Source organism: Synechococcus sp. CC9616 (genome assembly GCF_000515235.1).
Classification (GTDB): domain Bacteria; phylum Cyanobacteriota; class Cyanobacteriia; order PCC-6307; family Cyanobiaceae; genus Parasynechococcus.
The window spans coordinates 1,711,466-1,730,950 of record NZ_KI911558.1 but is presented as its reverse complement, the minus strand read 5'-3'; the positions used below and the strand labels follow the sequence as shown (position 1 = coordinate 1,730,950).

The following is a 19,485-nucleotide window of genomic DNA, read 5'->3' as shown; positions in this document are numbered from 1 at the left end:
CTAGCCGCATGCGTGTTGCCATTGCCGGAGCCGGTCTTGCAGGTCTCTCCTGTGCCAAATATCTGGCTGATGCCGGCCATACGCCGATCGTGGTGGAGGCCCGGGATGTCCTCGGCGGCAAGGTTGCGGCCTGGAAGGACGAGGACGGCGATTGGTATGAAACCGGCCTGCACATCTTTTTCGGGGCTTACCCGAACATGCTGCAGCTGTTCAAAGAACTGAATATCGAGGACCGGCTGCAATGGAAGAGCCACTCGATGATCTTCAACCAGCCTGAGGAACCAGGGACTTACAGCCGGTTTGATTTCCCCGATCTGCCAGCTCCGGTGAATGGTGTGGCAGCGATTCTGGGCAACAACGACATGCTCAGCTGGCCGGAGAAGATCAGCTTCGGTCTTGGACTGGTTCCCGCAATGCTCCGGGGGCAGGGCTACGTCGAAGAGTGCGACAAATACTCCTGGACGGAGTGGCTGCGGATCCACAACATTCCCGAGCGCGTCAACGATGAGGTGTTCATCGCCATGAGCAAGGCGTTGAATTTCATCGATCCCGATGAGATTTCCTCGACGGTGTTGCTGACTGCTCTCAACCGTTTCCTCCAGGAGAAGAACGGCTCCCGGATGGCGTTCCTCGATGGGGCTCCCCCGGAACGTCTTTGTGAGCCGGTGGTCAGGCACGTTGAATCCCTGGGAGGGGAAGTCCACCTGGACAGTCCCTTGAGGGAAATCAAACTCAATGCCGACGGCTCTGTTGCCGCTTTCCACATCGGAGGCGTGAAGGGGAAGGAGAGTTTTGATCTCACAGCCGATGCCTACGTCAGCGCTATGCCGGTGGATCCGTTCAAGTTGCTTCTCCCAGAGCCTTGGAGGCAGATGGATGTGTTCCGCAAGCTCGATGGACTGCGCGGAGTGCCGGTGATCAACATTCACCTCTGGTTTGACCGCAAACTCACCGATATCGACCATTTGCTGTTCAGCCGCTCGCCGCTGCTGAGCGTCTATGCCGACATGAGCATCACCTGCAAGGAGTACGAAGACCCTGATCGCTCCATGCTTGAGCTGGTGTTCGCCCCTGCAAAAGACTGGATTGGTCGCAGCGACGAGGACATCATCGAGGCCACCATGGGTGAGCTACACAAGCTGTTTCCAATGCACTTCGGCGGCGACGACCCTGCGACCTTGCGTAAGTACAAAGTGGTGAAAACACCGCTGTCCGTTTACAAGACGACCCCTGGCTGTCAGCAGCTGCGTCCAGACCAGGACACACCGATCCGCAACTTCTTCCTGGCGGGCGATTACACGATGCAGCGCTACCTTGCTTCGATGGAAGGCGCTGTGCTCAGTGGCAAGCTCTGCGCTGAAGCAATGGACCGGCAGCGCGATCAGCTGGCATCATCGACCCCTGTCAGCGAGCCCGTTGCGGCCTGATTTATGACCCTCGCAGTTCGATCTCTCGACGCAGCTTTCGAAGCCTGCCGTCGCGAGACAGCTGAGTGGGCAAAGACGTTTTATCTGGGGACCCTGCTGCTGCCGCTGGCCAAGCGGCGTGCCATCTGGGCGATCTACGTGTGGTGCCGCCGCACCGACGAGCTGATGGACAGCCCAGAAGCGCAGGCACGGCCCATCGATGAGTTGGCCGACCGCCTCGATCGCTGGGAGGACAAGACCCGTGCACTGTTTGCGGGCCATGTGGACGACGATCTCGGTGCGGTGATGGTCGACACGATCGAGCGATTTCCGCAGGACATCCAGCCCTATCTCGACATGATCGAGGGGCAGCGGATGGACCTCACCTGGACCCGCTATCCCCGCTTCGAAGACCTTCGTTTGTATTGCTATCGCGTAGCAGGGACCGTGGGTTTGATGACCCAGGGCGTGATGGGGGTCGATGGCGCTTACACATCCGCTCCCTGGAGTGCGGCACCGGACACCTCAGATGCGGCTGTGGCTCTGGGGATCGCCAATCAGCTCACCAACATCCTTCGGGATGTCGGAGAGGACCGAGGACGTGGGCGCATCTATCTGCCACAGGAAGATCTACAACGCTTCGGATACAGCGAGGACGACTTGATGGCGGGGCGCCTGAACGCAGCCTGGCGCGAGCTCATGGGCTTCCAGCTTCAGCGTGCCCGCGAATGGTTTGCCCGTTCGGAAGCAGGGGTGCGCTGGCTCTCCAGGGACGCCCGCTGGCCTGTTTGGACGTCACTGCGGTTGTATCGCGGAATTCTCGACGCGATCGAGCGAATTGATTACGACGTCTTCAACCACCGGGCCTACGTCAGCAAACTGGCGAAATTCGCCGATCTTCCCCGATCCTTCGTACTGGCTCAGTCCAGATAAGGGATCGGGTTCAAATCGATTGAAAAAAGCCCGGTTCAGACCGGGGTTTTCTGATTGGCCAGCAGATCCTTCAGCTTGGAGAGTTCGCCAGCCCAGCGCGGGTCAGGTGCCTCCTCGGCAGGGGCATCGCTGTGAACAACCTTGTTCGCGGCCTTGCGACCGACCAGTGGCCCAGCGGAACCCCCACCACGACGGTTGCCGCCGCTGCTGTCCTTGCGTTCGGAGCGTTCAACCCGAAGCGCGTTGCCGCCGAAATCTTTTCCGTTCAGCTGCTCGATCAAGGCATCGGCAACTTTCGGGTCATCAACATTGGCGAACCCGAATCCGCGGCAGCTCCCGGTTTCACGATCGAGAACCGCCTTGAAGCGAATTCCCTCCCCTGCGCTCTTAATCAGAGCATCCAGCTCCTTTTCGTCGAAGGTCTGCGGCAGGTTGCCGATGTACAGGCGGATGCTCATGAAGGGAGGGGGTGATTGCGATCTGTCGGTGTCGGACTGTCAGCGTTGACACCTAGAGAGTTAATCACAGCAGGTCGCTGTGTGACTCACACCAGCGTTGCGCTTCCTTAAGGGATGAAGCACGGTTGCCGATGCGCAGGAAGGCCCTCTCTCGCTTCAGATGCTGCAGCAGAAGGCCAACTGCCGGCCCGGGTTTGATGCCCAATTCGCGCTGCAGGGTTAAACCATCGACGGCGGCCACTGGATGAAACAAGGGATCATCCGGGTCCCGCCAACGCTGCATCCAGGTCATCCGCTGGCTGGACGACAGGTGAAGGATCAGGGCCGGCAGATCCTGCTCCAGTTCGCAATGAAGCCGATAACGGCTCGTCTCATCGAGGGTTTCGGGATCGGCCGGAAGATCACGGACCCAGCGACGCAGGGTTCGGCAGCGCTGACGCAGCTGTCGGCTTGCCCGCAGCTGTTCCAGACCCAGATCTCCCAGCATGTGCATCAGACGAGACAGGGGCAGGGCTCGGTCCCGTTCATCAGGCGTCATTCCTTCGCTCTCGTTGATCCCGGGGATGGGCCGTTGCTGGCCAGCGGGATCGGACCACGTGGTCAGAAGCTCCAGTTCCTCAAGGAGCGGCAGAACTCCATCAGCGTGAGGCGCCCGCACCAGCCGTTCCAGTTCAGCCAGGATCCGCTCCGGAGCCGACTGGCCGAGAAGGTTGCGGTGGCAGCGGATCCAGATCTGGGTCTGCGGGTCCAACGCGAGGCGCATCTCCGCCATCAGCCGCAGCCCTCGCAACAGCCGCAGGGGATCGTCCTTGAGGTTGTCTTCGCTGACTGCGACAAGTCGGCCCTCCCGCAGATCCCGCAGGCCGCCGGTGGGATCCACAAGCTCTCCGCCGGGGTGCAGCGGCAAGGCCATGGCATTGAGCCGGTAGTCCCGTCTCCGAAGGTCCTCCAGGAGGCTCTGGCCCTCCTGTCGGGCGATGTCGATGGTCCAGCCGCGCAGCACCAGGCGACCAATGTCCCTCCGCTCGTCCAGGACAACGGCCGTTCCACCAAGCGAGGCCGCCAGCTGTTGGGTGAGTGCCAACGCTTTGCCGGTGACCACCAGATCCAGATCGGGGCAGCTGGGCAGGCGATCGAGCAAAGCGTCCCTCACCGCGCCCCCGACGAGGGCTGTGCCATCGGGCAGGACCTCCAGCCGCAATGGCCATTGCCCAGGGTTCAGACGTTGCCAAACAATGCTGGCCGCGTCTCTTGGTTCCAGAATGTTGGACGAAGCGGCTTCAGGAGGCATGTGCATCTGCGTGAACTGCCGCTGGGTCGACCGCTGTCAGGCCTATCACGCGGTCGAGCGCCAGCATGGGGCCGTTCATCTCAATGAATCACCCGATTTTCAGCCGTCCTCTCCTCGGATTCATGTGTCCGTTTTGGATCTGCCAGAAGGGGGTGCAGGGATCGAGTGGGACGTGCGCGGGTGTGAGAGTTTTGCGCCGGATCATGGCCGTTGGCTGAGGTTGAGGCCAGGCGAACCCGTGCCGGGATGAGCGCCCCTTCCCTGCTGTTGGCCCTTCACAGTTCAACCGAACGTTTCGGCGTGGCGGTTCTGGATCCCAGTGTTGGCGATTTACCTCAGCCAGCTGTGTTTGATGACGGTCGCGCCCTCTCAAACACGCTGTTGAAGCGGGTTGAATCCGTCCTGCCAGCACCGCGTTGGTCTGGCCTGCAAGGGCTCGCTGTGGCGACTGGCCCTGGTGGGTTCACCGGGACCAGGCTGACGGTGGTGATGGCCCGCACGCTTGCGCAGCAGCTTCGGGTGCCTCTTGTTGGCGTCAGCAGTTTTGCTCTGATGGCCGCACGCCTCTGCGGGCGCCTCTCCGATCCCAGTGATCGTTTCTGGATCACCCGAGAGCTCCCCCGTCGCGGCGTGGTGGGCGGCGCATATCAGCTGAACGACGGCGCCGTTGAGGAGCTGGAGCCCCCGCACCTGCTCCAACCAGGTCGTTCTCTTGGTCCGATGGTGCTGGAGGCGCACGACGATGTCGAAGCGGATGTGATCTGTCTGCTGAATCGACTGCAGACGGCCCTCGCTCGCGGGCAGGCCTGCCCCTGGCAGAGCGTCTTGCCGATCTACCCCACTTCGCCGGTGGGAGTGGTCTGATGGCAGGTGTGCGAACCGGCGTTCTTCTCGGCGGCGGGCTGATGTTCTGGATGGTGAGTTCGGGTCCGTTGGCGCCCTATCGCCAGGCATTGCTGGATCGCAGTGCACCGCAGCTTGTGCTGGTTCTGGGTGGTGACGTGGATCGCGAGCGGATGGGAGCCAAGCTCGCCGGTGAATTGGATTTGCCCCTGTTGATCAGTGGCGGCAGCAATCGCGAGTACGCGACCTGGCTGGTGCAGGAAGAGGGGCTCGAACCGCAGCGGGTTCAGCTGGACTACAGGGCCCAGGACACGCTTGGCAATTTCACGTCCCTTGTGGATGAGCTGCAGCAGCGCGATGTGCGCCATGTTCTGCTCGTCACCAGTGCCGATCACCTGTCCCGATCGATGGCGGTTGGTCAGGTGGTGGCCGGAAGCCGCGGCATCCATCTCACGGGCGTCCCCGTGGACTGCAAGCCCAGTTGCAGAGAGGAGACTTGGGTTAAACGCTGGGGGGATTGGCTGCGGGCGGTGGCCTGGGTGATCACCGGTCGTGATCTCAAGGACGCAGCAGTCCCTGATCCAGAAGGGAATTGATCCGTCGTTGCAGTTCCGCAGTGGTGGCATCCAGATCGACTCGTCGTCGGCCGCTCGGAGCGGGGACAGGTTCGCCGACCCGCAGCTGGATTGGCACCAGCCGAGGCAGGGAGCTGCCCGAGCCAAGTGCACGGTGGCTGTTGATGATGGCGACAGGCAGTAGGGGCGCACCGGAACGAGCCGCCAACAGGGCGGCTCCGGGCAATGGCTGATTCACCCGACCATCCGCCTGACGCGTGCCATCGAGGAACACGCCTGTGGCCCAGCCGTCCTCAAGCTTTGCTGTTGCGGTGCGGATCGCTTCTCGGTCACTGGCGCCGCGGCGCACGGGGTAGGCCCCACAGGCACGAATGATTGCGCCAAGGATGGGCACGTCAAAGAGTTCAGCCTTGGCCATGAAGGCCACTGGCCTGCCGAGGGCATGGCCCAACAGTGGGGGATCGAGGTGGGAGCCATGGTTGGCCACCACCACAAGCGGCCCCTGACTCGGAACATGCTCAAGCCCCCTGGTCGAGCCCCGGAACAGCCCTCGGAAGACCGGGAACACCAGTAAGTTGCTCACGAGTTGGTACGTCAGGCTCGGTTTCGGGGTCTGGCTGACCAGGGCAGAACGCGGTTCGCTCACAGCCCCAGGTCCGCCGCACTCGCGATTTGCGCCAGGGTGACGCTTGCCATCGAGCGTTTGGCCAGGCCGCTCAGCACGTTGCCCGGTCCGATCTCCACCAGCGTTTCGACGCCTGCATCCTGGAAGTGCTGCATCGTTTCGCGCCAACGCACGCCGGTGGTCATCTGCTGCTTCAGGCGCTGTTTCAGCACCTCTCCGCTGCTGCTTGGCGTTGGATCACTGTTGCTCAGGATCGGAATTCGGGCGTCCTGGAAGGCAACCTTGTCCAGCTCGCTGGCAAAGCGATCGGCTGCATCACGCATGAATGGGGAGTGGAAGGCTCCTGAAACAGCGAGAGGAATCGCACGTTTGCAGCGCAAGCTCGCGCAGATGCCGTCCAGGGCATCGGGCTGACCCGAGAGAACAACCTGGGCATCGCTGTTGTCGTTGGCGATGTGAACACCCTCGCTGGAGGCCACCAGGTCGTTCAGCTGGTTCCGATCGAAGCCGATCACGGCCGTCATGGCACCACCGCCCGCCTTGGCCATCAGTTCAGAACGGGTTTTCATCAGCTTCAGACCTGTCTCCAGATCAAAAACACCGGCTGCGTAGAGAGCCACCAGCTCGCCGAGGCTGTGCCCTGCCAGAAGCTCCGCCTCCCGCCCCTGGTTGATCAGGCTGTCCACCAGCAGCGACTCCGTCACGAACAGGGCCGGCTGGGTGTTGCGGGTGTCGTTGAGATCATTGACTTCAGCGCTGCTGGCCACGCCACGGCAGATGGCCAGCAGGTCCCTGCCAAGCAGTTCCGAGGCGATGCTGAAGCGTTCCAACGCTGTCGGGAGATCCATAAGCGGGTCTGCCATCCCCACCTTCTGAGATCCCTGACCAGGGAACACCCAGGCGATCGTCATCGGTTCGTAGCAGCAGAAGTGCCGGAGGTTACGCCGGCCCGCTCCAGCGCAACAGGGCCGCACCCCAGCTCAGGCCGGCTCCAAAACCACTGCTGGCGATGCGATGGCCAGCCTGGATCCGTCCGTCCCGCACCGCTTCATCGAGCATGAGTGGAATCGTCGCTGCTGAGGTGTTGCCGTAGTTCGCCAGGTTGCTGAGCACCTTGGTTGAAGGGACGGCGAAACGTTCAGCCACAGCATCGAGGATGCGTTGGTTGGCCTGATGCAGCAGCAGCCAGTCCAGCTGTTCCGCTCCCAGATCGGCCTGTTGCAGGAGTTCGTCCAGGATTCCAGGAACCTCGCGAACCGCGAATTTGTAAACCTCCTGGCCATTCATCTGAATCGGTTGAAATCCTCCCTGCGGGTGACTTGCATCACCCACAAGGGGAGCCCGCTCGTCGATCTGCGGCAGTTTCAGAACATCGCCACGGCTGCCGTCTGATCGCATCAGGAAGCCGTTGAGGTCGTCCCGATCATCCGGGGAGGCTTCCATCACCAGAGCACCTGCGGCATCTCCGAAGAGAACGCAGGAGCGTCGGTCATCCCAGTCCACCCAACGGCTCAACTGGTCGGCACCGACCACCAGGATCCGCCGCATGGCCCCGCTGCGCAGGTACTGAGCGGCGGTGATCAAGGCGAACAGGAAGCCGCTGCAGGCTGCGGTGAGGTCGAAGGCAACAGCGCGATGTGCACCGAGTCGACTCTGGAGTCGTGGGGCGGATCCGAACAGGTCGTCCGGTGTTGAGGTGGCGAGCAGGATCAGGTCGAGGCTGTCGGGCTCCCAGCCCGCCATGGTCAGGGCGCTGGATGCAGACGCAGCGCACAGATCAATTAGGGATTCCGACGGCCCGAGCACCCGTCGCGCGGCGATTCCGGTACGGCTGCGGATCCAGCTGTCGCTTGTTTCGACCCGTTGGCCAAGGTCAGCGTTGCTGATCGAACGGGACGGGGTGGCGCTGCCACAGCCCCTCAGCAGCACACCAGCGGACCTGAACGGCTGCGCGACCAAAGAGGAGATGGGTACGTGTGGCGTCAGTCAACCACAGCAACTCTGCAATTCCGCCAAGTCGTCCATCACGCCATGACTGGCGGCGGAGTGGGCCAGTCGCAGAGCGCTGACGACCGACAGGGATTTGCTGCTGCCATGGCCGATCACGCAGATGCCATTCACTCCCAACAGCAGAGCGCCTCCATGCTCGGCATGGTCCAGCCGCTTTTTAATGCGCTTGAGATTGCTGCGCAGGAAGGCCGAGCCCACCTTGCCCCGACGTCCTCGAGGAAGCTCAGCCCGCAGGACCCCAAGCAGCACGCTGCCCACGGATTCCAGGAACTTGAGCAGAACATTGCCGGTGAATCCGTCGCAGACAACAACATCAAATTCCCCGGACAGCACATCTCTGCCTTCGCAGTTGCCTGCGAAGTGCAAACGCTTTTCGTCACGCAGGAGTTCAAAGCTGCGGAGAGCCAGGTCATTCCCTTTGCACTCCTCCTCACCGATGTTGAGCAGGCCGATGCGGGGGCGACGCACCTGCAGCACGTCACGGCTGTAGATGTTGCCCAGCAATGCGAACTGGTGCAGGTAGGCGGGCTTGCAGTCCATGTTGGCTCCCACATCCAGCACCAGCACCGGCTGCCCGGGATCCTTGGTCGGGAAAAGGGCCCCGATGGCGGGACGATCGATTCCCTTGAGCCGTCCCAGTCGAAAGATGGCTGATGCCATCACAGCTCCGGAGTTGCCAGCCGAGTAGCTCGCCAGAGCCTGGCCTTTCTTCACCAGGTCCATGGCGACATTGATGCTGGCGTCCCGTTTGCGCCGGACGGCTGTCGCTTCTTCATTCATCCCGATCGAGGGACCGCTGGCGACCAGTTCCAGGTGACCGTTGTCGATCGCCGTTTGAAGTTGATCACGCAGTTGCAGTGTCTCGGCGGCGGCCAGAACCCTGTCGCGTTCGCCGATGAATTTGATCTTCAGCGGTAGTCGCTCAATCGCTTGCAGGCAGCCATCAAGGATGGAACCCGGAGCATGGTCACCACCCATGCCATCCACGGCAACCCAGAGCCTGTCGCGCTCGTCGATGGAGTCGATGCTGCCGCCCTGAAGCCGGCGCAGGGGATCAAACACCAGCGGTTGCAGAACGCTGCTGGCGACGGTCCCCGCGCCCGAAACCATCGTTTCGGCCACATTGCCGGCCACATTGCCGGCCGCGGTGGCCGAGCTGGTGGCGCTATCGACGAGCGTGGTCACGGCGGCATTGCGCCGATACCAGATCACCAGGCGGCGAATGGCCCGTGGCCGGCTGTTTTTGCCCCGCGACCAGTCGGCCGGGGAGTTCTCAGGACCCTTCGGAGGCAACGGAGTCGATGATGCGCTGGAACAGATAACCGGTGCCGCGGGCTGTGAGGATCAGCTCGGGGTTGGCCGGATCGTCTTCCAGTTTGGAGCGAAGACGTGAAATATGAACATCAACCACGCGGGTATCGACATGTCGTTCCGGCGTGTACCCCCAAACCTCTTTGAGAATCTCTCCGCGGTTGAACGGTTCGCCTGATCGGCTGACCAGGAGTTCCAGAAGGCTGAACTCCATTCCGGTGAGCCGGATCCGTTCATCACCACGGAACACCTGCCGCTTATTGGTGTCGATGCGCAGATCCGACACCTGAATCACGCCGGAGTTGGGGATTCCTGCCACCTGCTCCTTTTCCACCCGGCGAAGCACGCAGCGGATACGGGCTTCCAGTTCCTTCGGACTGAACGGTTTAACGACGTAATCGTCGGCGCCGAGCTCCAGGCCGGTGATCCGGTCCGCCACGTCTCCGAGGGCGGTGAGCATCACGATCGGTACATCCGATTCCTTGCGCAGCTCCTGACAGACGCCATAGCCATCGAGCTTCGGCATCATCACGTCCAGCACCACCAGGTCTGGAGCGCACTGGGGGAATAGCTCCAGGGCTTCTGTGCCATCGCAGGCGGTAACGACGTTGTATCCGATCATCGAGAGCCTCGTTTCCAAAATCCGTCGGATCGAGGCCTCGTCATCAACCACGAGGATTGTTTCCTTAGAGGGAGCCGTGGTGGTCATAACGCCTGTGGCGCTTAGTGCTTCTCGCCACACATAAAAGGTTGTTCCCCCGTTCTGTTCACTCAACAGCAACTTTCTTCATAGTTCTCAGTGCCCCGCTCCCGCTCCCTTTTCGTCTGTCAGGCCTGTGGTGCCAAGACACGTCAGTTCTTCGGACGCTGTCCGGAGTGCGGCAGCTGGAACACGTTGGTGGAGCAGACCATCCCCAGCGAGGACGGTCGTCGCCGTCGAGAGAGCCCAGATCCTGCCCAGGCAGCCGCTCCGCGGCGATCCACCGCCATGGCCTCTCTGGACGATCGTCCACTGCAGCGGATGGCGACTGGCTCGGAGGAGTTCGACCGGGTGCTCGGAGGCGGTCTGGTGCCCGGTTCTCTGGTGTTGGTGGGCGGTGATCCAGGAATCGGCAAAAGCACCTTGTTGCTTCAGAGCGCATCGGCCATGGCGGCCCAGAGCTCGGTGCTGTACGTCAGTGCCGAGGAATCAGCCCAGCAGGTCAAACTGCGTTGGCAGCGGCTCGCCGCTGGGGCATCGGAGCTGCAGTTGCTGGCTGAAACCGATCTTGAACTGGTGCTTGAGGAGCTTGAGGCGCTCCGCCCAGCCGTGGCGATCATCGACAGCATTCAGGCGTTGCACGACGCCAATCTGACCAGTGCTCCAGGGTCGGTTGGTCAGGTGCGTGAATGTGCGGCGGCGCTGCAAAGGTTGGCCAAGCGCCAGAACATCTCACTGTTGTTGGTGGGTCACGTCACCAAAGAAGGAATGCTGGCCGGGCCGAAAGTGCTTGAGCATCTCGTGGATGCGGTGCTCACCTTCGAGGGCGATCGTTTTGCCAGTCATCGGCTGCTGAGAGCGGTGAAGAACCGCTTCGGTGCCACCCATGAGCTGGGTCTGTTTGAGATGCAGGCAGGGGGACTGGCTGAGGTTGGCAACCCCAGCGAACTGTTCCTCAGTGATGCCCGTGCCTCTGGGGTGGCCACAATCGTTGCCTGTGAGGGCACCCGCTCGTTGGTGGTTGATCTCCAGGCGTTGGTCAACGTCACCAGCTACGCCAGCCCGCGACGCACAGCCACAGGGATCGGCACCAATCGTCTGCATCAGATCCTGGCCGTGCTGGAAAAGCACATGGGTCTGCCGTTGTCACGTTTCGACTGCTATTTGGCTGTGGCCGGCGGATTGGAGGTGGAGGAACCGGCGGCCGATCTCGGCGTGGCCGCGGCTGTGGTGGCCAGTTTTCGCGATCTCACCCTGCCGGCGGGCACCGTTCTGATTGGTGAACTGGGACTGGGAGGCCAGTTGCGCCCTGTCGGTCAGCTCGAGCTTCGTCTCCAGGAAGCGGCGCGGTTGGGGTTCAAACGCGCTGTCGTTCCCAAGGGCAGTGGTCTGGGACCTCTGGCGGCAGGTTTGGATCTGGCCTTGCTGGAGGCCGAGAGTGTCAGTGAAGCGTTGGTCTTGGCTTTGGGTGAGCAGGTGAGGGCGGATGGATGATCAGTTGTTCTGGTGCGCACGAGTCAGAATCTGGAGGCCGACTTCACCCATCTGATGGTCCTGCCTCAGCGTCCATGGGCGAATGTCGAGGCGCTGAATAGCATGGGTTTTGTGTAGTGATTGGTGGCTGCGATTAAGTTGTTTTTTCAACAACATTCTAAGATGTTTGTGTTGTATCTTGCTCTTTTTTATCTGGACTATTCAGTTCGGCTACATGGTTTGGTTCGGCTGCCCGATCGGCAGGTTCCCCCGTTGATCTGGATGCTAATCCACCTCTTACTGACGACGATATTCGGCTTAGAACCTGGATTCTTGGGCTCTTCAAAACGATCAAGCCCAATGATGAGCATCGAATGTTTTTGGAGTTGTCAGTGCAGGAATCCAGTTATCAGTATGAGTGCCGTTATTTAAGACAGGCTGATGGGTCTGTCGATGTTCTGCCTGAATTGACATCGGATCCTGATGCGAAAATTCGTGCCCTTAGCTCATGGCATTTGCGCTTTGATAAAAATGCAGATATTGGGCTTTATAGCGAATTATATTTTGAGGAAATTGTGTTAATGTATCAGGGATCGAGGGTTTATTTTTTAAATATTCCGAGTATGACATTGGGTGGTCTCAGGTATGTTAATTATGATCATGATGTTGATGTGCTTTGGAAGTACGGTGGTTATGGCTTTGTCTCGTCTGTAGAGCGTGAGAAAGCAATCGAAAGCTTTGATCCGCGATCTCAGGAATTATTCATTTTGTCTTATCTTGCGGATGACCAAAGAGAGTCCGGTTTTATATGCACAGCGCCGAAAGACGTGAACATCTATGAGGATCACAAAAGGCTTTATCACCCAAGTCGTCTGAAGCAGCTGGGCCTTTAATCGCGGGGGTCTTGCAGTCGGTCTCGATCTGCAAGTTTGGCAAAAATTTTATTGCGGCCTTCAAAAATTATCGCTTTAAAAGTGATTTTACTGATCTATTTGGTTAGAAGTAAACATCCACGCTGCTGCGGCCGCTCGATTTCAACCAGTTTTCGATGTCCAGGTAACCACCAGGATTCAGTCGAACTGCCTGGGTCCAGGCATCGGCTGCCTGGTCCAGCCAGCGGTCGGCATCGTCCTGTCGACCCTCCTCTTCTGCAATTCGTCCGCGTTTCTCGAAGATCAGCCCCATGTTTTTGAGGCATGAAGGTTGCTTGGGGTTTTCCTCCAAAGCCTTGAGATAGGTCTCGATCGCTCGATCTTCCTCCCCGTTGGACATGTAGATGATCGCCATGTTTTTCAGGGTTTCCCCTCGATCGGTCGGGTTGTCCTCGAGCTTCAGGCTCTCTTCGTAGTTCTCCAGGGCCTCGGCGTAGTCCCCGTCGTTCTGGGCAGACAATCCGTCTCGGTAATAGACGTAAGCCTCCTTGGAGCGGGCATTGATCGGCAGCAGCTTGACGATGAGGTCTGCCATTACCGTGAAGCTCTTGTCGATGAAATTGTCGTTTCGGTTGCTGCGAGGCACGGTGCATTGCTAGCTGACCTCCATCCTGACGCTGTTGTGGCCGGACTTAGCCTTGAGGAAGTCATGGTTCGCTCGTGAGCCCGGTGCTTCAGACGGTTGTCCTCGATGTGGAGGGCATGAAGTGCGGAGGTTGTGTTCGTTCCGTGGAACGCACCTTGCTGGAGCAGCCTGGTGTCGAGAGGGCTGATGTGAATCTGGTGAGTCGGGCCGCCTGGCTGGATCTCGCTGATTCAGAAGGGAGCGTCGAAGCAGTGCTGAAAGCGCTTGCCGATCGGGGGTTCCCAGCCCGTGAACGCTCTCTCGAATCCCTTGCAAGCCCCGTGGCTGCTGGGGATGTCAAAGGGCTGAACTGGTGGCGTCAGTGGCGCCAGTTGATGGTGGCACTTGTCTTGCTGCTGCTGTCTGTCCTTGGTCACCTCAGTGAGGCAGGCCATCTCTCTCTCCCTGTGATCGGTCGCCTGCCGTTTCACGCCACCCTGGCGACGGTTGCGCTGATCGGGCCGGGTCGCCCGATCCTGGTCGGAGGCTTCAAAGCAGCCCGCGCTGCGGCGCCCAGCATGGACACGCTGGTGGGACTGGGGGTTGGCAGCGCCTATCTGGCCAGCCTTGCAGCCCTGATCTGGCCGTCCGTTGGCTGGCCTTGTTTTTTCAATGAGCCCGTCATGCTGCTGGGCTTTGTGTTGCTCGGTCGCTTCCTTGAGGAGCGGGCACGTTTTCGAACCGGTCAGGCGCTGCAGCAGCTGGCCCAGCTGCAGCCCGATACGGCACGGCTGTTGATGGCGGATGGTGTCATCCGTGAGGTGCGCGTTGGTGCTTTGCGTCCCGGGGAGCACGTTCAGCTCCTCGCCGGCGATCGCGTCCCCGTCGATGGTGTGGTGACGGAGGGATGCTCGGCCGTGGATGTGTCGAGCCTCACCGGTGAGCCCCTTCCCTTCAATGCCGCGCCAGGAAAGGAGCTGGCGTCGGGAAGTCTCAATCTGGAGTCGACGTTGGTGATCGAGGTCACGAGGGTGGGCTCCGAGACCGCTCTGGCGAGGATCATCCGCTTGGTGGAGCAGGCTCAGGCTCGACGGGCTCCGATTCAGGGACTCGCCGATCGCGTGGCGGGCCGTTTCTGTTACGGCGTCATTGCCTTTGCCGTCGCCGCCTTTTTGTTCTGGTGGCTGATCGGCGCTGAGCTCTGGCCTCAGGTTCTGCATGCCTCGTCACCGGGCATGGTTCACGGCCATGGCCATCACGCCGGTCTGGGCAGCGGTGCGGAGACCCCCATCGGCCTCGCTCTCCAACTCGCCATCGCCGTGTTGGTTGTGGCCTGTCCCTGTGCCCTGGGTCTGGCGACGCCGACGGTGATCACCGTTGCCACGGGTTTGGCGGCCCGCCGCGGTTGGCTCTATCGCGGTGGTGATGTCATTGAAACGGCAGCAGCTGTCAAGCAGGTTGTCTTCGACAAGACCGGCACGCTGACCCTCGGCCGTCCTCTTGTAACCGCAGTGCATGCTGCGGATCCGAATCATCTGCTCCGGTTGGCCGCAAGTTTGGAATGCAACAGCCGACATCCCTTGGCCTATGCCCTGTTGCAGGAAGCCCAGCGCCGTGAAATCGACCTGCTTCCGGTGTCTGATGTGCGCACTGTGGCCGGCGAAGGCCTGAGAGGTGTTGTCGAGGGATGTGATCTGGAGGTGTGTGTTGGCCGTCCCGAGTGGTTGACCAGCCAGGGACTGGTCTGGAATGCCGCCGATTCCTCAATGCATCAGGAGGTTTGCGGCACCGTTGTGGCGGTTGCGGAGGGGACCCAGATTCTCGGATTTGTCGAGATTGAAGATCAACTGCGTTCCGATGTGTCCATGGCTCTGCAGCAATTGCGGGACCAGGGCATGCAATTGGCGATGTTCAGTGGTGATCGGGAGTCAGCGGTGCGCCGCCTCGGCCAGAGCCTTGGATTTTCCGAGGAGGAACTCGGGTGGCAGATGCGCCCGGAGCAGAAGCTGGCGCGACTTGAGCAGCTTCGCCTTGAGCAGCCGGTGGCGATGGTGGGGGATGGCATCAACGATGCCCCGGCCCTCGCGGCGGCAGACCTCGGGATTGCCATCGGCACTGGCACCCAGATCGCCCAGGACACTGCAGGGATGGTTCTTCTCGGTGATCGTCTTGACAATCTTCCGGATGCCTTGCGGTTGGCTCGACGCACCCTCGCGAAAGTCCGTCAGAACCTGTTCTGGGCCTTTGGTTACAACCTGATTGCGCTTCCAATCGCCGCTGGCGTCTTGCTGCCAAGCCATGGCCTGCTGCTGTCACCACCTCTAGCGGCGTTGTTGATGGCGCTCAGTTCGATCACCGTCGTGGTCAATGCTCTGGCTCTGCGCCCGGCATGACGGGTCGTCTGATCGTTCTCGACGGGATCGATGGCTGTGGCAAATCAACGCAGCTTCGACGTCTTGCCGATTGGTTGCCTGGCAGTGGTTTGATGCCCGTCGGTGCCGGCCTGGTTCTCACCCGTGAGCCTGGTGGAACAGCTCTGGGGCAGGCGGTTCGGCAGCTTCTGCTTCATACCGTCGATGAGCAGGTTCCCTGCCCGAGGGCCGAGTTGTTGCTCTATGCCGCTGACCGCGCACAGCATGTCGACACCTTGATTCGTCCGGCTCTTGACCGTGGCGACTGGGTTCTGAGCGATCGCTTTTCCGGTTCAACCCTGGCTTACCAGGGTTATGGACGGGGGCTCGATGTCGCTCTGATCCAGCAGCTGGAGCGGATCGCCACCGCTGGTCTGGTCCCAGATCTCACCTTCTGGCTTGCTCTTCCCGTCATAGATAGCATCCGTCGACGGCATGGGTCTGAAGACGATCGGATTGAAGCCGAGGGGCGGCCGTTCCTTGAGCGTGTCGCCGCCGGTTTCGAAACGTTGGCTGGTCAGCGCGATTGGTGTCGGATCGATGCGAGTCGTGCATCCGTTGACGTGACCAGTTCACTCGAGCAATCCCTGCATCAGCGCTTCGGATGACGGGACTGTTTGGGGACCTGATCGGCCAGCCTCTTGCCGTGGATCTTCTGGAGGCGGCTCTTGATCAGCAACGCCTTGCTCCCGCTTATCTCTTTGCTGGTCCAGATGGCGTGGGGCGTCGACTGACTGCCCTGCGCTTTCTAGAAGGGGTTCTCGCGGCAGGCGGATCATCGTCACGGGAGCGCCGTCGCCTTGTCGAACGCAATCATCCCGATCTGCTCTGGGTGGAACCGACGTTTCAGCATCAGGGACGTCTGCTCTCCAGGGCCGAGGCTGAGGAGGCCGGCGTGAGTCGCCGTACCCCACCGCAGTTGCGACTGGAGCAGATTCGAGGAGTGGCTCGCTTTCTGGCGCGTCAACCGGTGGAGTCCGCCCGCGGCATGGTGGTGATCGAGGCGGCTGAGGCCATGGCTGAAGCCGCAGCGAATGCCTTGCTCAAAACCCTGGAGGAACCGGGGCATGGACTGCTGATCCTGCTCACAGCCTCACCCGAGCGTTTGCTCAGCACGATTCGTTCCCGCTGCCAGTTGATCCGATTCCTGCGACTGGATTCAGCGGCCATGCATCAGGTTCTGGAGCGATGTGGTGCTCTCGCTGAAGACTCTCCAGAGCTCCTGGCGCTCGCTGCCGGCTCTCCAGGCGCCCTGCTGGATCATCGCCAGCGTTGGTCAGCGCTTCCCGAGGATCTCACCCAGCGTCTGAAGCAGCGTCCAGATCAACCCATGGAGGCTCTTGCTCTGGCTAGGGATCTCTGCGAGACGTTGGATGGTGAGCAGCAGCTTTGGCTGATTGACTGGTGGCAACAGCAGCTCTGGACTTCAGGGGCTGGTGAGCAGCCCTTAAGACGTCTGGAAACCCTCAGACGCCATCTCCTTTCCTTTGTTCAACCACGTCTGGCCTGGGAGGTGGCGTTGCTGGATTTGAGAACTGAGTGATGAATCAGTTCAACCAAAATGCCTCTCAGGCGCTGGCGCGATCGCCCTGCTGAAGGTTCCGTTCTTCCCGGGCCATGGCAACCGCATCCTGAAGACCATCAAGCTGGCCTCCTGTGGGAAGTTCCAGGCAGTAGCCAGCTCCATATACCGTTTTGATGAAGCGTGGCTTGCGTGGATCCGGCTCGAGTTTCGTGCGCAGGTGACGAACGTGAACCCGGATGGTTTCGATGTCGTCATCCGGTTCGTATCCCCAGACCTCTTTGAGAATCAGCGACGGTGCCACGGTCTGGCCATGACGCTGCAGGAGACAGTGCAGGAGTTCGAATTCGAGATGGGTCAGTCGAACAGGGCTGTCGAACCAGATGGCTTCGAAGCGTTCAGGGACAAGGGTGAGCGGGCCGTAACTGAGGATTTCGTTGTGATTGCTGGATCCAACAGGTGCTCTGTCACTGCGACGTAACAGAGCTTTCACGCGTGCCTGAAGTTCTTCGAGGTCGAAGGGTTTAGTCAAGTAATCGTCAGCACCGGAGTTGAAACCACTCACCTTGTCCTTGGTTCCGCCAAGAGCGGTCAGCATCAGGATCGGAATGCTGGCTGTGCGCTCATCACGGCGCAGTCGTTGACAGAGCGTGAGACCGTCAACTTTGGGAAGCATCAGATCGAGAAGGATCAGATCCGGTGTGTATTGCAACGCCAGAGCTTGGCCTTTGATCCCATCATCAGCGCGCTGAACATCAAAACCGCTGTGCTCGAGGTGGCCGCTCACCAGGTCTCTCATGTCCCGGTCGTCTTCGATTAGCAGGATGCAGGGCTTCATCGATGAGAAGGCGGGGTGAAAGGAAGAACGGAGAGCGGGAGCCAACGATTCAACACTGCACGGATTCTCTCAAGCTTTTCTTCTCTCTGCAGATTTTGTGTGGATGGTGACGTCGTCTCGACGTTTCTGTAATCCACTGGCGCGCAGTCGAATTCGCGGAAACAGGCTTTAATCGCGTCCTTGAGCTGTTCAGGAAGTCTTCCGCTTCCGGACATCCGAATTCACAAATTTCTTCGGTTGTCAAAAAAAAAGCCACAGCTAATGCTGTGGTTTTGAAGCTCCCCGGGCGGGATTCGAACCTGCGACCAATCGATTAACAGTCGACCGCTCTACCGCTGAGCTACCGAGGAATGTGACTTCGAGAACTTACCTGCCGGACCTTCCGGACTGCAAGCGCTTCCTCAGGGATGGTCCGTCCTGCCATGGTTCGATCCGACCGTCCTGCATGCGCGCCGCTCCATCGGCCCGGTCGAGTTCCTCGAGGCGATGGGTGATCCAGAGGGCCGTTAGGGGCTGATCTCTCTTTTGGCAGAGCGTGTGGACAGCATCGAGAACCGTGCGCTGACTCTCGGGGTCCAGCAGGGCGGTGGGTTCGTCAAGCAGCAGAAGACCGGCATCGCTTGCGAGAGCTCCAGCGATGGCCAGTCGTTGTTTCTGGCCGCCACTGAGGGTATGAATCGGCCGCGTCGCCAGACCGTTCAGTCCCAGTTGATCGAGCAGGTCGTCGACGCAGCGGATTCGATTGTTGTTTGTGGAGGAGTTTGTAAGGCCGAGCAGCAGGTCCGAGCTGCAACTTGGAAGCAGCAGCTGGTGATCGGGGTTCTGAAACACCATGGCCACCCGGTGAGGGGTGCTGATCGAGCCGCTTTGCGGTTGGACCAGGCCGGAGATCAATCGAAACAGCGTGCTTTTGCCACTGCCGTTGCTGCCGACCAGCATCCAGAGACCTGGTTTTGGGATGGTCAGGTTGCAGTTCCGCAGGGCTTGGTTGCCGTTCGGCCAGCGGTAGCAGAGCTGCTGGAGGTTGAGTTCTCCACCTGCCCGAACATCCCCGCCTTGATCAAGAATCAACGGAAAAGCCAGGCCGTTTGCTGCCGCCCGTTGCTGAAGCTTTTTCATAAAGCTGAACAGCCAGGACCTCACCGATCAGAACCGTGACCTTCTTGCCTTCCACCTTCTCGCAGGTGAGCTCCAGGAGTCGGGGTTGGCTCTGTTCGATCGCCTGGCGGATCTGCTGGTAGAGCGCTTCGGCATCATCAGCTTCCTTGCGTTGTACAGACACCGGAACGGGGCTCATCCGTAGGGCCAGTTCGACGATGTACACGGCAGATTCATCAATGCAGGGCCATCTTCGCGGAGCACGATAGATAGAGGCGTGATTCAACTGGGCATTTCTACTCATCCTGCGTCTCTAGGTTCGGAGAGCCGCCCCATTGGTCGATTCACTCCCTAAGCTCACGATGTAACGCTTCATGAAGCACGTCTCATGACGATCGCTGTAGGACGCGCGCCACAGCGGGGATGGTTCGACGTCCTCGATGACTGGCTCAAGCGCGACCGCTTCGTTTTTGTCGGCTGGTCCGGCATCCTTC

At 60.3% G+C, this 19,485-nt stretch carries 21 protein-coding genes and 1 tRNA gene; 10 read left to right on the top strand and 12 right to left on the bottom strand.

Annotated features, from left to right (window positions below; genetic code table 11):
- Positions 1-8: 8 nt before the first annotated feature.
- Positions 9-1,427, top strand: a complete 1,419-nt coding sequence (gene pds / locus SYN9616_RS0110090) for a 15-cis-phytoene desaturase (RefSeq protein ID WP_028952966.1) — start codon at positions 9-11, stop codon at positions 1,425-1,427.
- Positions 1,428-1,430: 3 nt separating this feature from the next.
- The gene (locus tag SYN9616_RS0110085; protein ID WP_028952965.1) at positions 1,431-2,339 is read left to right on the top strand and encodes a phytoene synthase; all 909 of its coding nucleotides are present in this window, start codon (positions 1,431-1,433) and stop codon (positions 2,337-2,339) included.
- Positions 2,340-2,374: 35 nt separating this feature from the next.
- Here SYN9616_RS0110085 and SYN9616_RS0110080 read toward each other — a convergent pair whose 3' ends face one another.
- A complete protein-coding gene (locus tag SYN9616_RS0110080; RefSeq protein WP_028952964.1) occupies positions 2,375-2,797 on the bottom strand; it encodes an RNA-binding protein in 423 nt (140 codons plus the stop codon).
- Between the two features lie 64 nt (positions 2,798-2,861).
- Positions 2,862-4,094, bottom strand: coding sequence for a CCA tRNA nucleotidyltransferase (locus SYN9616_RS0110075; RefSeq protein ID WP_369791929.1), 1,233 nt, complete (start codon positions 4,092-4,094; stop codon positions 2,862-2,864).
- On the opposite strand from SYN9616_RS0110075, the gene SYN9616_RS0110070 reads away from it, so the two are divergent.
- From SYN9616_RS0110070 to SYN9616_RS0110060, 3 genes are read left to right on the top strand one after another with little or no spacing between them, the layout of a single operon-like run.
- Positions 4,087-4,338, top strand: a complete 252-nt coding sequence (locus SYN9616_RS0110070; RefSeq protein ID WP_028952962.1) for a Ycf34 family protein — start codon at positions 4,087-4,089, stop codon at positions 4,336-4,338. The genes SYN9616_RS0110075 and SYN9616_RS0110070 overlap by 8 nt on opposite strands.
- Complete coding sequence (gene tsaB / locus SYN9616_RS0110065) at positions 4,335-4,952, top strand: tRNA (adenosine(37)-N6)-threonylcarbamoyltransferase complex dimerization subunit type 1 TsaB (protein ID WP_028952961.1); 618 nt, start codon at positions 4,335-4,337, stop codon at positions 4,950-4,952. Before SYN9616_RS0110070 ends, tsaB begins: the two co-directional genes overlap by 4 nt.
- Positions 4,952-5,527: a YdcF family protein gene (locus SYN9616_RS0110060; RefSeq protein WP_028952960.1), complete on the top strand. Its 576-nt coding sequence runs from the start codon at positions 4,952-4,954 to the stop codon at positions 5,525-5,527. Before tsaB ends, SYN9616_RS0110060 begins: the two co-directional genes overlap by 1 nt.
- Here the strand turns inward: SYN9616_RS0110060 and SYN9616_RS0110055 are convergent.
- The 5 genes from SYN9616_RS0110055 to rpaB are packed head-to-tail and all read right to left on the bottom strand — an operon-like array spanning position 5,490 to position 10,161.
- Entirely contained in the window at positions 5,490-6,152 is a 663-nt protein-coding gene (locus SYN9616_RS0110055; RefSeq protein ID WP_028952959.1) for a 1-acyl-sn-glycerol-3-phosphate acyltransferase, read from the bottom strand. The genes SYN9616_RS0110060 and SYN9616_RS0110055 overlap by 38 nt on opposite strands.
- Positions 6,149-7,042, bottom strand: coding sequence for an ACP S-malonyltransferase (gene fabD, locus SYN9616_RS0110050; RefSeq protein WP_028952958.1), 894 nt, complete (start codon positions 7,040-7,042; stop codon positions 6,149-6,151). Before fabD ends, SYN9616_RS0110055 begins: the two co-directional genes overlap by 4 nt.
- 28 nt (positions 7,043-7,070) lie before the next feature.
- Positions 7,071-8,090: a beta-ketoacyl-ACP synthase III gene (locus SYN9616_RS0110045; protein ID WP_028952957.1), complete on the bottom strand. Its 1,020-nt coding sequence runs from the start codon at positions 8,088-8,090 to the stop codon at positions 7,071-7,073.
- A 27-nt stretch (positions 8,091-8,117) separates the two neighbouring features.
- Positions 8,118-9,434 (bottom strand): phosphate acyltransferase PlsX, encoded by a 1,317-nt coding sequence (gene plsX / locus SYN9616_RS0110040; RefSeq protein WP_028952956.1) that lies wholly within the window; start codon positions 9,432-9,434, stop codon positions 8,118-8,120.
- A complete protein-coding gene (gene rpaB, locus SYN9616_RS0110035) occupies positions 9,415-10,161 on the bottom strand; it encodes a response regulator transcription factor RpaB (protein WP_028952955.1) in 747 nt (248 codons plus the stop codon). The genes plsX and rpaB overlap by 20 nt, the downstream gene beginning before the upstream one ends.
- A gap of 90 nt (positions 10,162-10,251) precedes the next feature.
- Here rpaB and radA point away from each other — a divergent pair, with 90 nt between their 5' ends.
- The gene (gene radA, locus SYN9616_RS0110030; RefSeq protein ID WP_028952954.1) at positions 10,252-11,646 is read left to right on the top strand and encodes a DNA repair protein RadA; all 1,395 of its coding nucleotides are present in this window, start codon (positions 10,252-10,254) and stop codon (positions 11,644-11,646) included.
- A gap of 353 nt (positions 11,647-11,999) precedes the next feature.
- A complete protein-coding gene (locus tag SYN9616_RS0110020; protein ID WP_028952953.1) occupies positions 12,000-12,518 on the top strand; it encodes a hypothetical protein in 519 nt (172 codons plus the stop codon).
- Positions 12,519-12,621: 103 nt separating this feature from the next.
- On the opposite strand, the gene SYN9616_RS0110015 is transcribed toward SYN9616_RS0110020, so the two are convergent.
- The gene (locus SYN9616_RS0110015) at positions 12,622-13,092 is read right to left on the bottom strand and encodes a photosystem I assembly protein Ycf3 (RefSeq protein WP_369791942.1); all 471 of its coding nucleotides are present in this window, start codon (positions 13,090-13,092) and stop codon (positions 12,622-12,624) included.
- 125 nt (positions 13,093-13,217) lie between these two features.
- On the opposite strand from SYN9616_RS0110015, the gene SYN9616_RS0110010 reads away from it, so the two are divergent.
- From SYN9616_RS0110010 to SYN9616_RS0110000, 3 genes are read left to right on the top strand one after another with little or no spacing between them, the layout of a single operon-like run.
- Positions 13,218-15,515 (top strand): cation-translocating P-type ATPase, encoded by a 2,298-nt coding sequence (locus SYN9616_RS0110010; protein WP_028952951.1) that lies wholly within the window; start codon positions 13,218-13,220, stop codon positions 15,513-15,515.
- Positions 15,512-16,141, top strand: a complete 630-nt coding sequence (gene tmk, locus SYN9616_RS0110005; protein ID WP_028952950.1) for a dTMP kinase — start codon at positions 15,512-15,514, stop codon at positions 16,139-16,141. The genes SYN9616_RS0110010 and tmk overlap by 4 nt, the downstream gene beginning before the upstream one ends.
- On the top strand, positions 16,138-17,076 hold the full coding sequence (locus SYN9616_RS0110000; RefSeq protein ID WP_028952949.1) for a DNA polymerase III subunit delta': 939 nt from the start codon (positions 16,138-16,140) through the stop codon (positions 17,074-17,076). Before tmk ends, SYN9616_RS0110000 begins: the two co-directional genes overlap by 4 nt.
- Before the next feature lie 25 nt (positions 17,077-17,101).
- Here the strand turns inward: SYN9616_RS0110000 and SYN9616_RS0109995 are convergent, their stop codons facing one another.
- The 4 genes from SYN9616_RS0109995 to SYN9616_RS0109980 form a co-directional block, all read right to left on the bottom strand.
- On the bottom strand, positions 17,102-17,893 hold the full coding sequence (locus tag SYN9616_RS0109995; protein ID WP_028952948.1) for a response regulator transcription factor: 792 nt from the start codon (positions 17,891-17,893) through the stop codon (positions 17,102-17,104).
- Between the two features lie 278 nt (positions 17,894-18,171).
- Positions 18,172-18,243: transfer RNA gene (locus SYN9616_RS0109990), tRNA-Asn, on the bottom strand.
- A 16-nt stretch (positions 18,244-18,259) separates the two neighbouring features.
- Positions 18,260-19,012, bottom strand: a complete 753-nt coding sequence (locus tag SYN9616_RS0109985; protein ID WP_028952947.1) for an ABC transporter ATP-binding protein — start codon at positions 19,010-19,012, stop codon at positions 18,260-18,262.
- The gene (locus tag SYN9616_RS0109980; protein WP_028952946.1) at positions 18,954-19,217 is read right to left on the bottom strand and encodes a hypothetical protein; all 264 of its coding nucleotides are present in this window, start codon (positions 19,215-19,217) and stop codon (positions 18,954-18,956) included. Before SYN9616_RS0109980 ends, SYN9616_RS0109985 begins: the two co-directional genes overlap by 59 nt.
- Positions 19,218-19,485: the final 268 nt, after the last annotated feature.

Excerpts from the sequence above, each read along its gene's own strand:
- pds (WP_028952966.1), top strand. The coding sequence starts at position 9 with ATGCGTGTTGCCATTGCCGGAGCCGGTCTTGCAGGTCTCTCCTGTGCC.
- SYN9616_RS0110085 (WP_028952965.1), top strand. The coding sequence starts at position 1,431 with ATGACCCTCGCAGTTCGATCTCTCGACGCAGCTTTCGAAGCCTGCCGT.
- SYN9616_RS0110080 (WP_028952964.1), bottom strand. The coding sequence starts at position 2,797 with ATGAGCATCCGCCTGTACATCGGCAACCTGCCGCAGACCTTCGACGAA.
- SYN9616_RS0110070 (WP_028952962.1), top strand. The coding sequence starts at position 4,087 with ATGTGCATCTGCGTGAACTGCCGCTGGGTCGACCGCTGTCAGGCCTAT.
- SYN9616_RS0110075 (WP_369791929.1), bottom strand. The coding sequence starts at position 4,094 with ATGCACATGCCTCCTGAAGCCGCTTCGTCCAACATTCTGGAACCAAGA.
- tsaB (WP_028952961.1), top strand. The coding sequence starts at position 4,335 with ATGAGCGCCCCTTCCCTGCTGTTGGCCCTTCACAGTTCAACCGAACGT.
- SYN9616_RS0110060 (WP_028952960.1), top strand. The coding sequence starts at position 4,952 with ATGGCAGGTGTGCGAACCGGCGTTCTTCTCGGCGGCGGGCTGATGTTC.
- fabD (WP_028952958.1), bottom strand. The coding sequence starts at position 7,042 with ATGACGATCGCCTGGGTGTTCCCTGGTCAGGGATCTCAGAAGGTGGGG.
- rpaB (WP_028952955.1), bottom strand. The coding sequence starts at position 10,161 with ATGACCACCACGGCTCCCTCTAAGGAAACAATCCTCGTGGTTGATGAC.
- SYN9616_RS0110020 (WP_028952953.1), top strand. The coding sequence starts at position 12,000 with ATGTTTTTGGAGTTGTCAGTGCAGGAATCCAGTTATCAGTATGAGTGC.
- SYN9616_RS0110015 (WP_369791942.1), bottom strand. The coding sequence starts at position 13,092 with ATGGCAGACCTCATCGTCAAGCTGCTGCCGATCAATGCCCGCTCCAAG.
- tmk (WP_028952950.1), top strand. The coding sequence starts at position 15,512 with ATGACGGGTCGTCTGATCGTTCTCGACGGGATCGATGGCTGTGGCAAA.
- SYN9616_RS0110000 (WP_028952949.1), top strand. The coding sequence starts at position 16,138 with ATGACGGGACTGTTTGGGGACCTGATCGGCCAGCCTCTTGCCGTGGAT.
- SYN9616_RS0109995 (WP_028952948.1), bottom strand. The coding sequence starts at position 17,893 with ATGAAGCCCTGCATCCTGCTAATCGAAGACGACCGGGACATGAGAGAC.
- SYN9616_RS0109985 (WP_028952947.1), bottom strand. The coding sequence starts at position 19,012 with ATGAAAAAGCTTCAGCAACGGGCGGCAGCAAACGGCCTGGCTTTTCCG.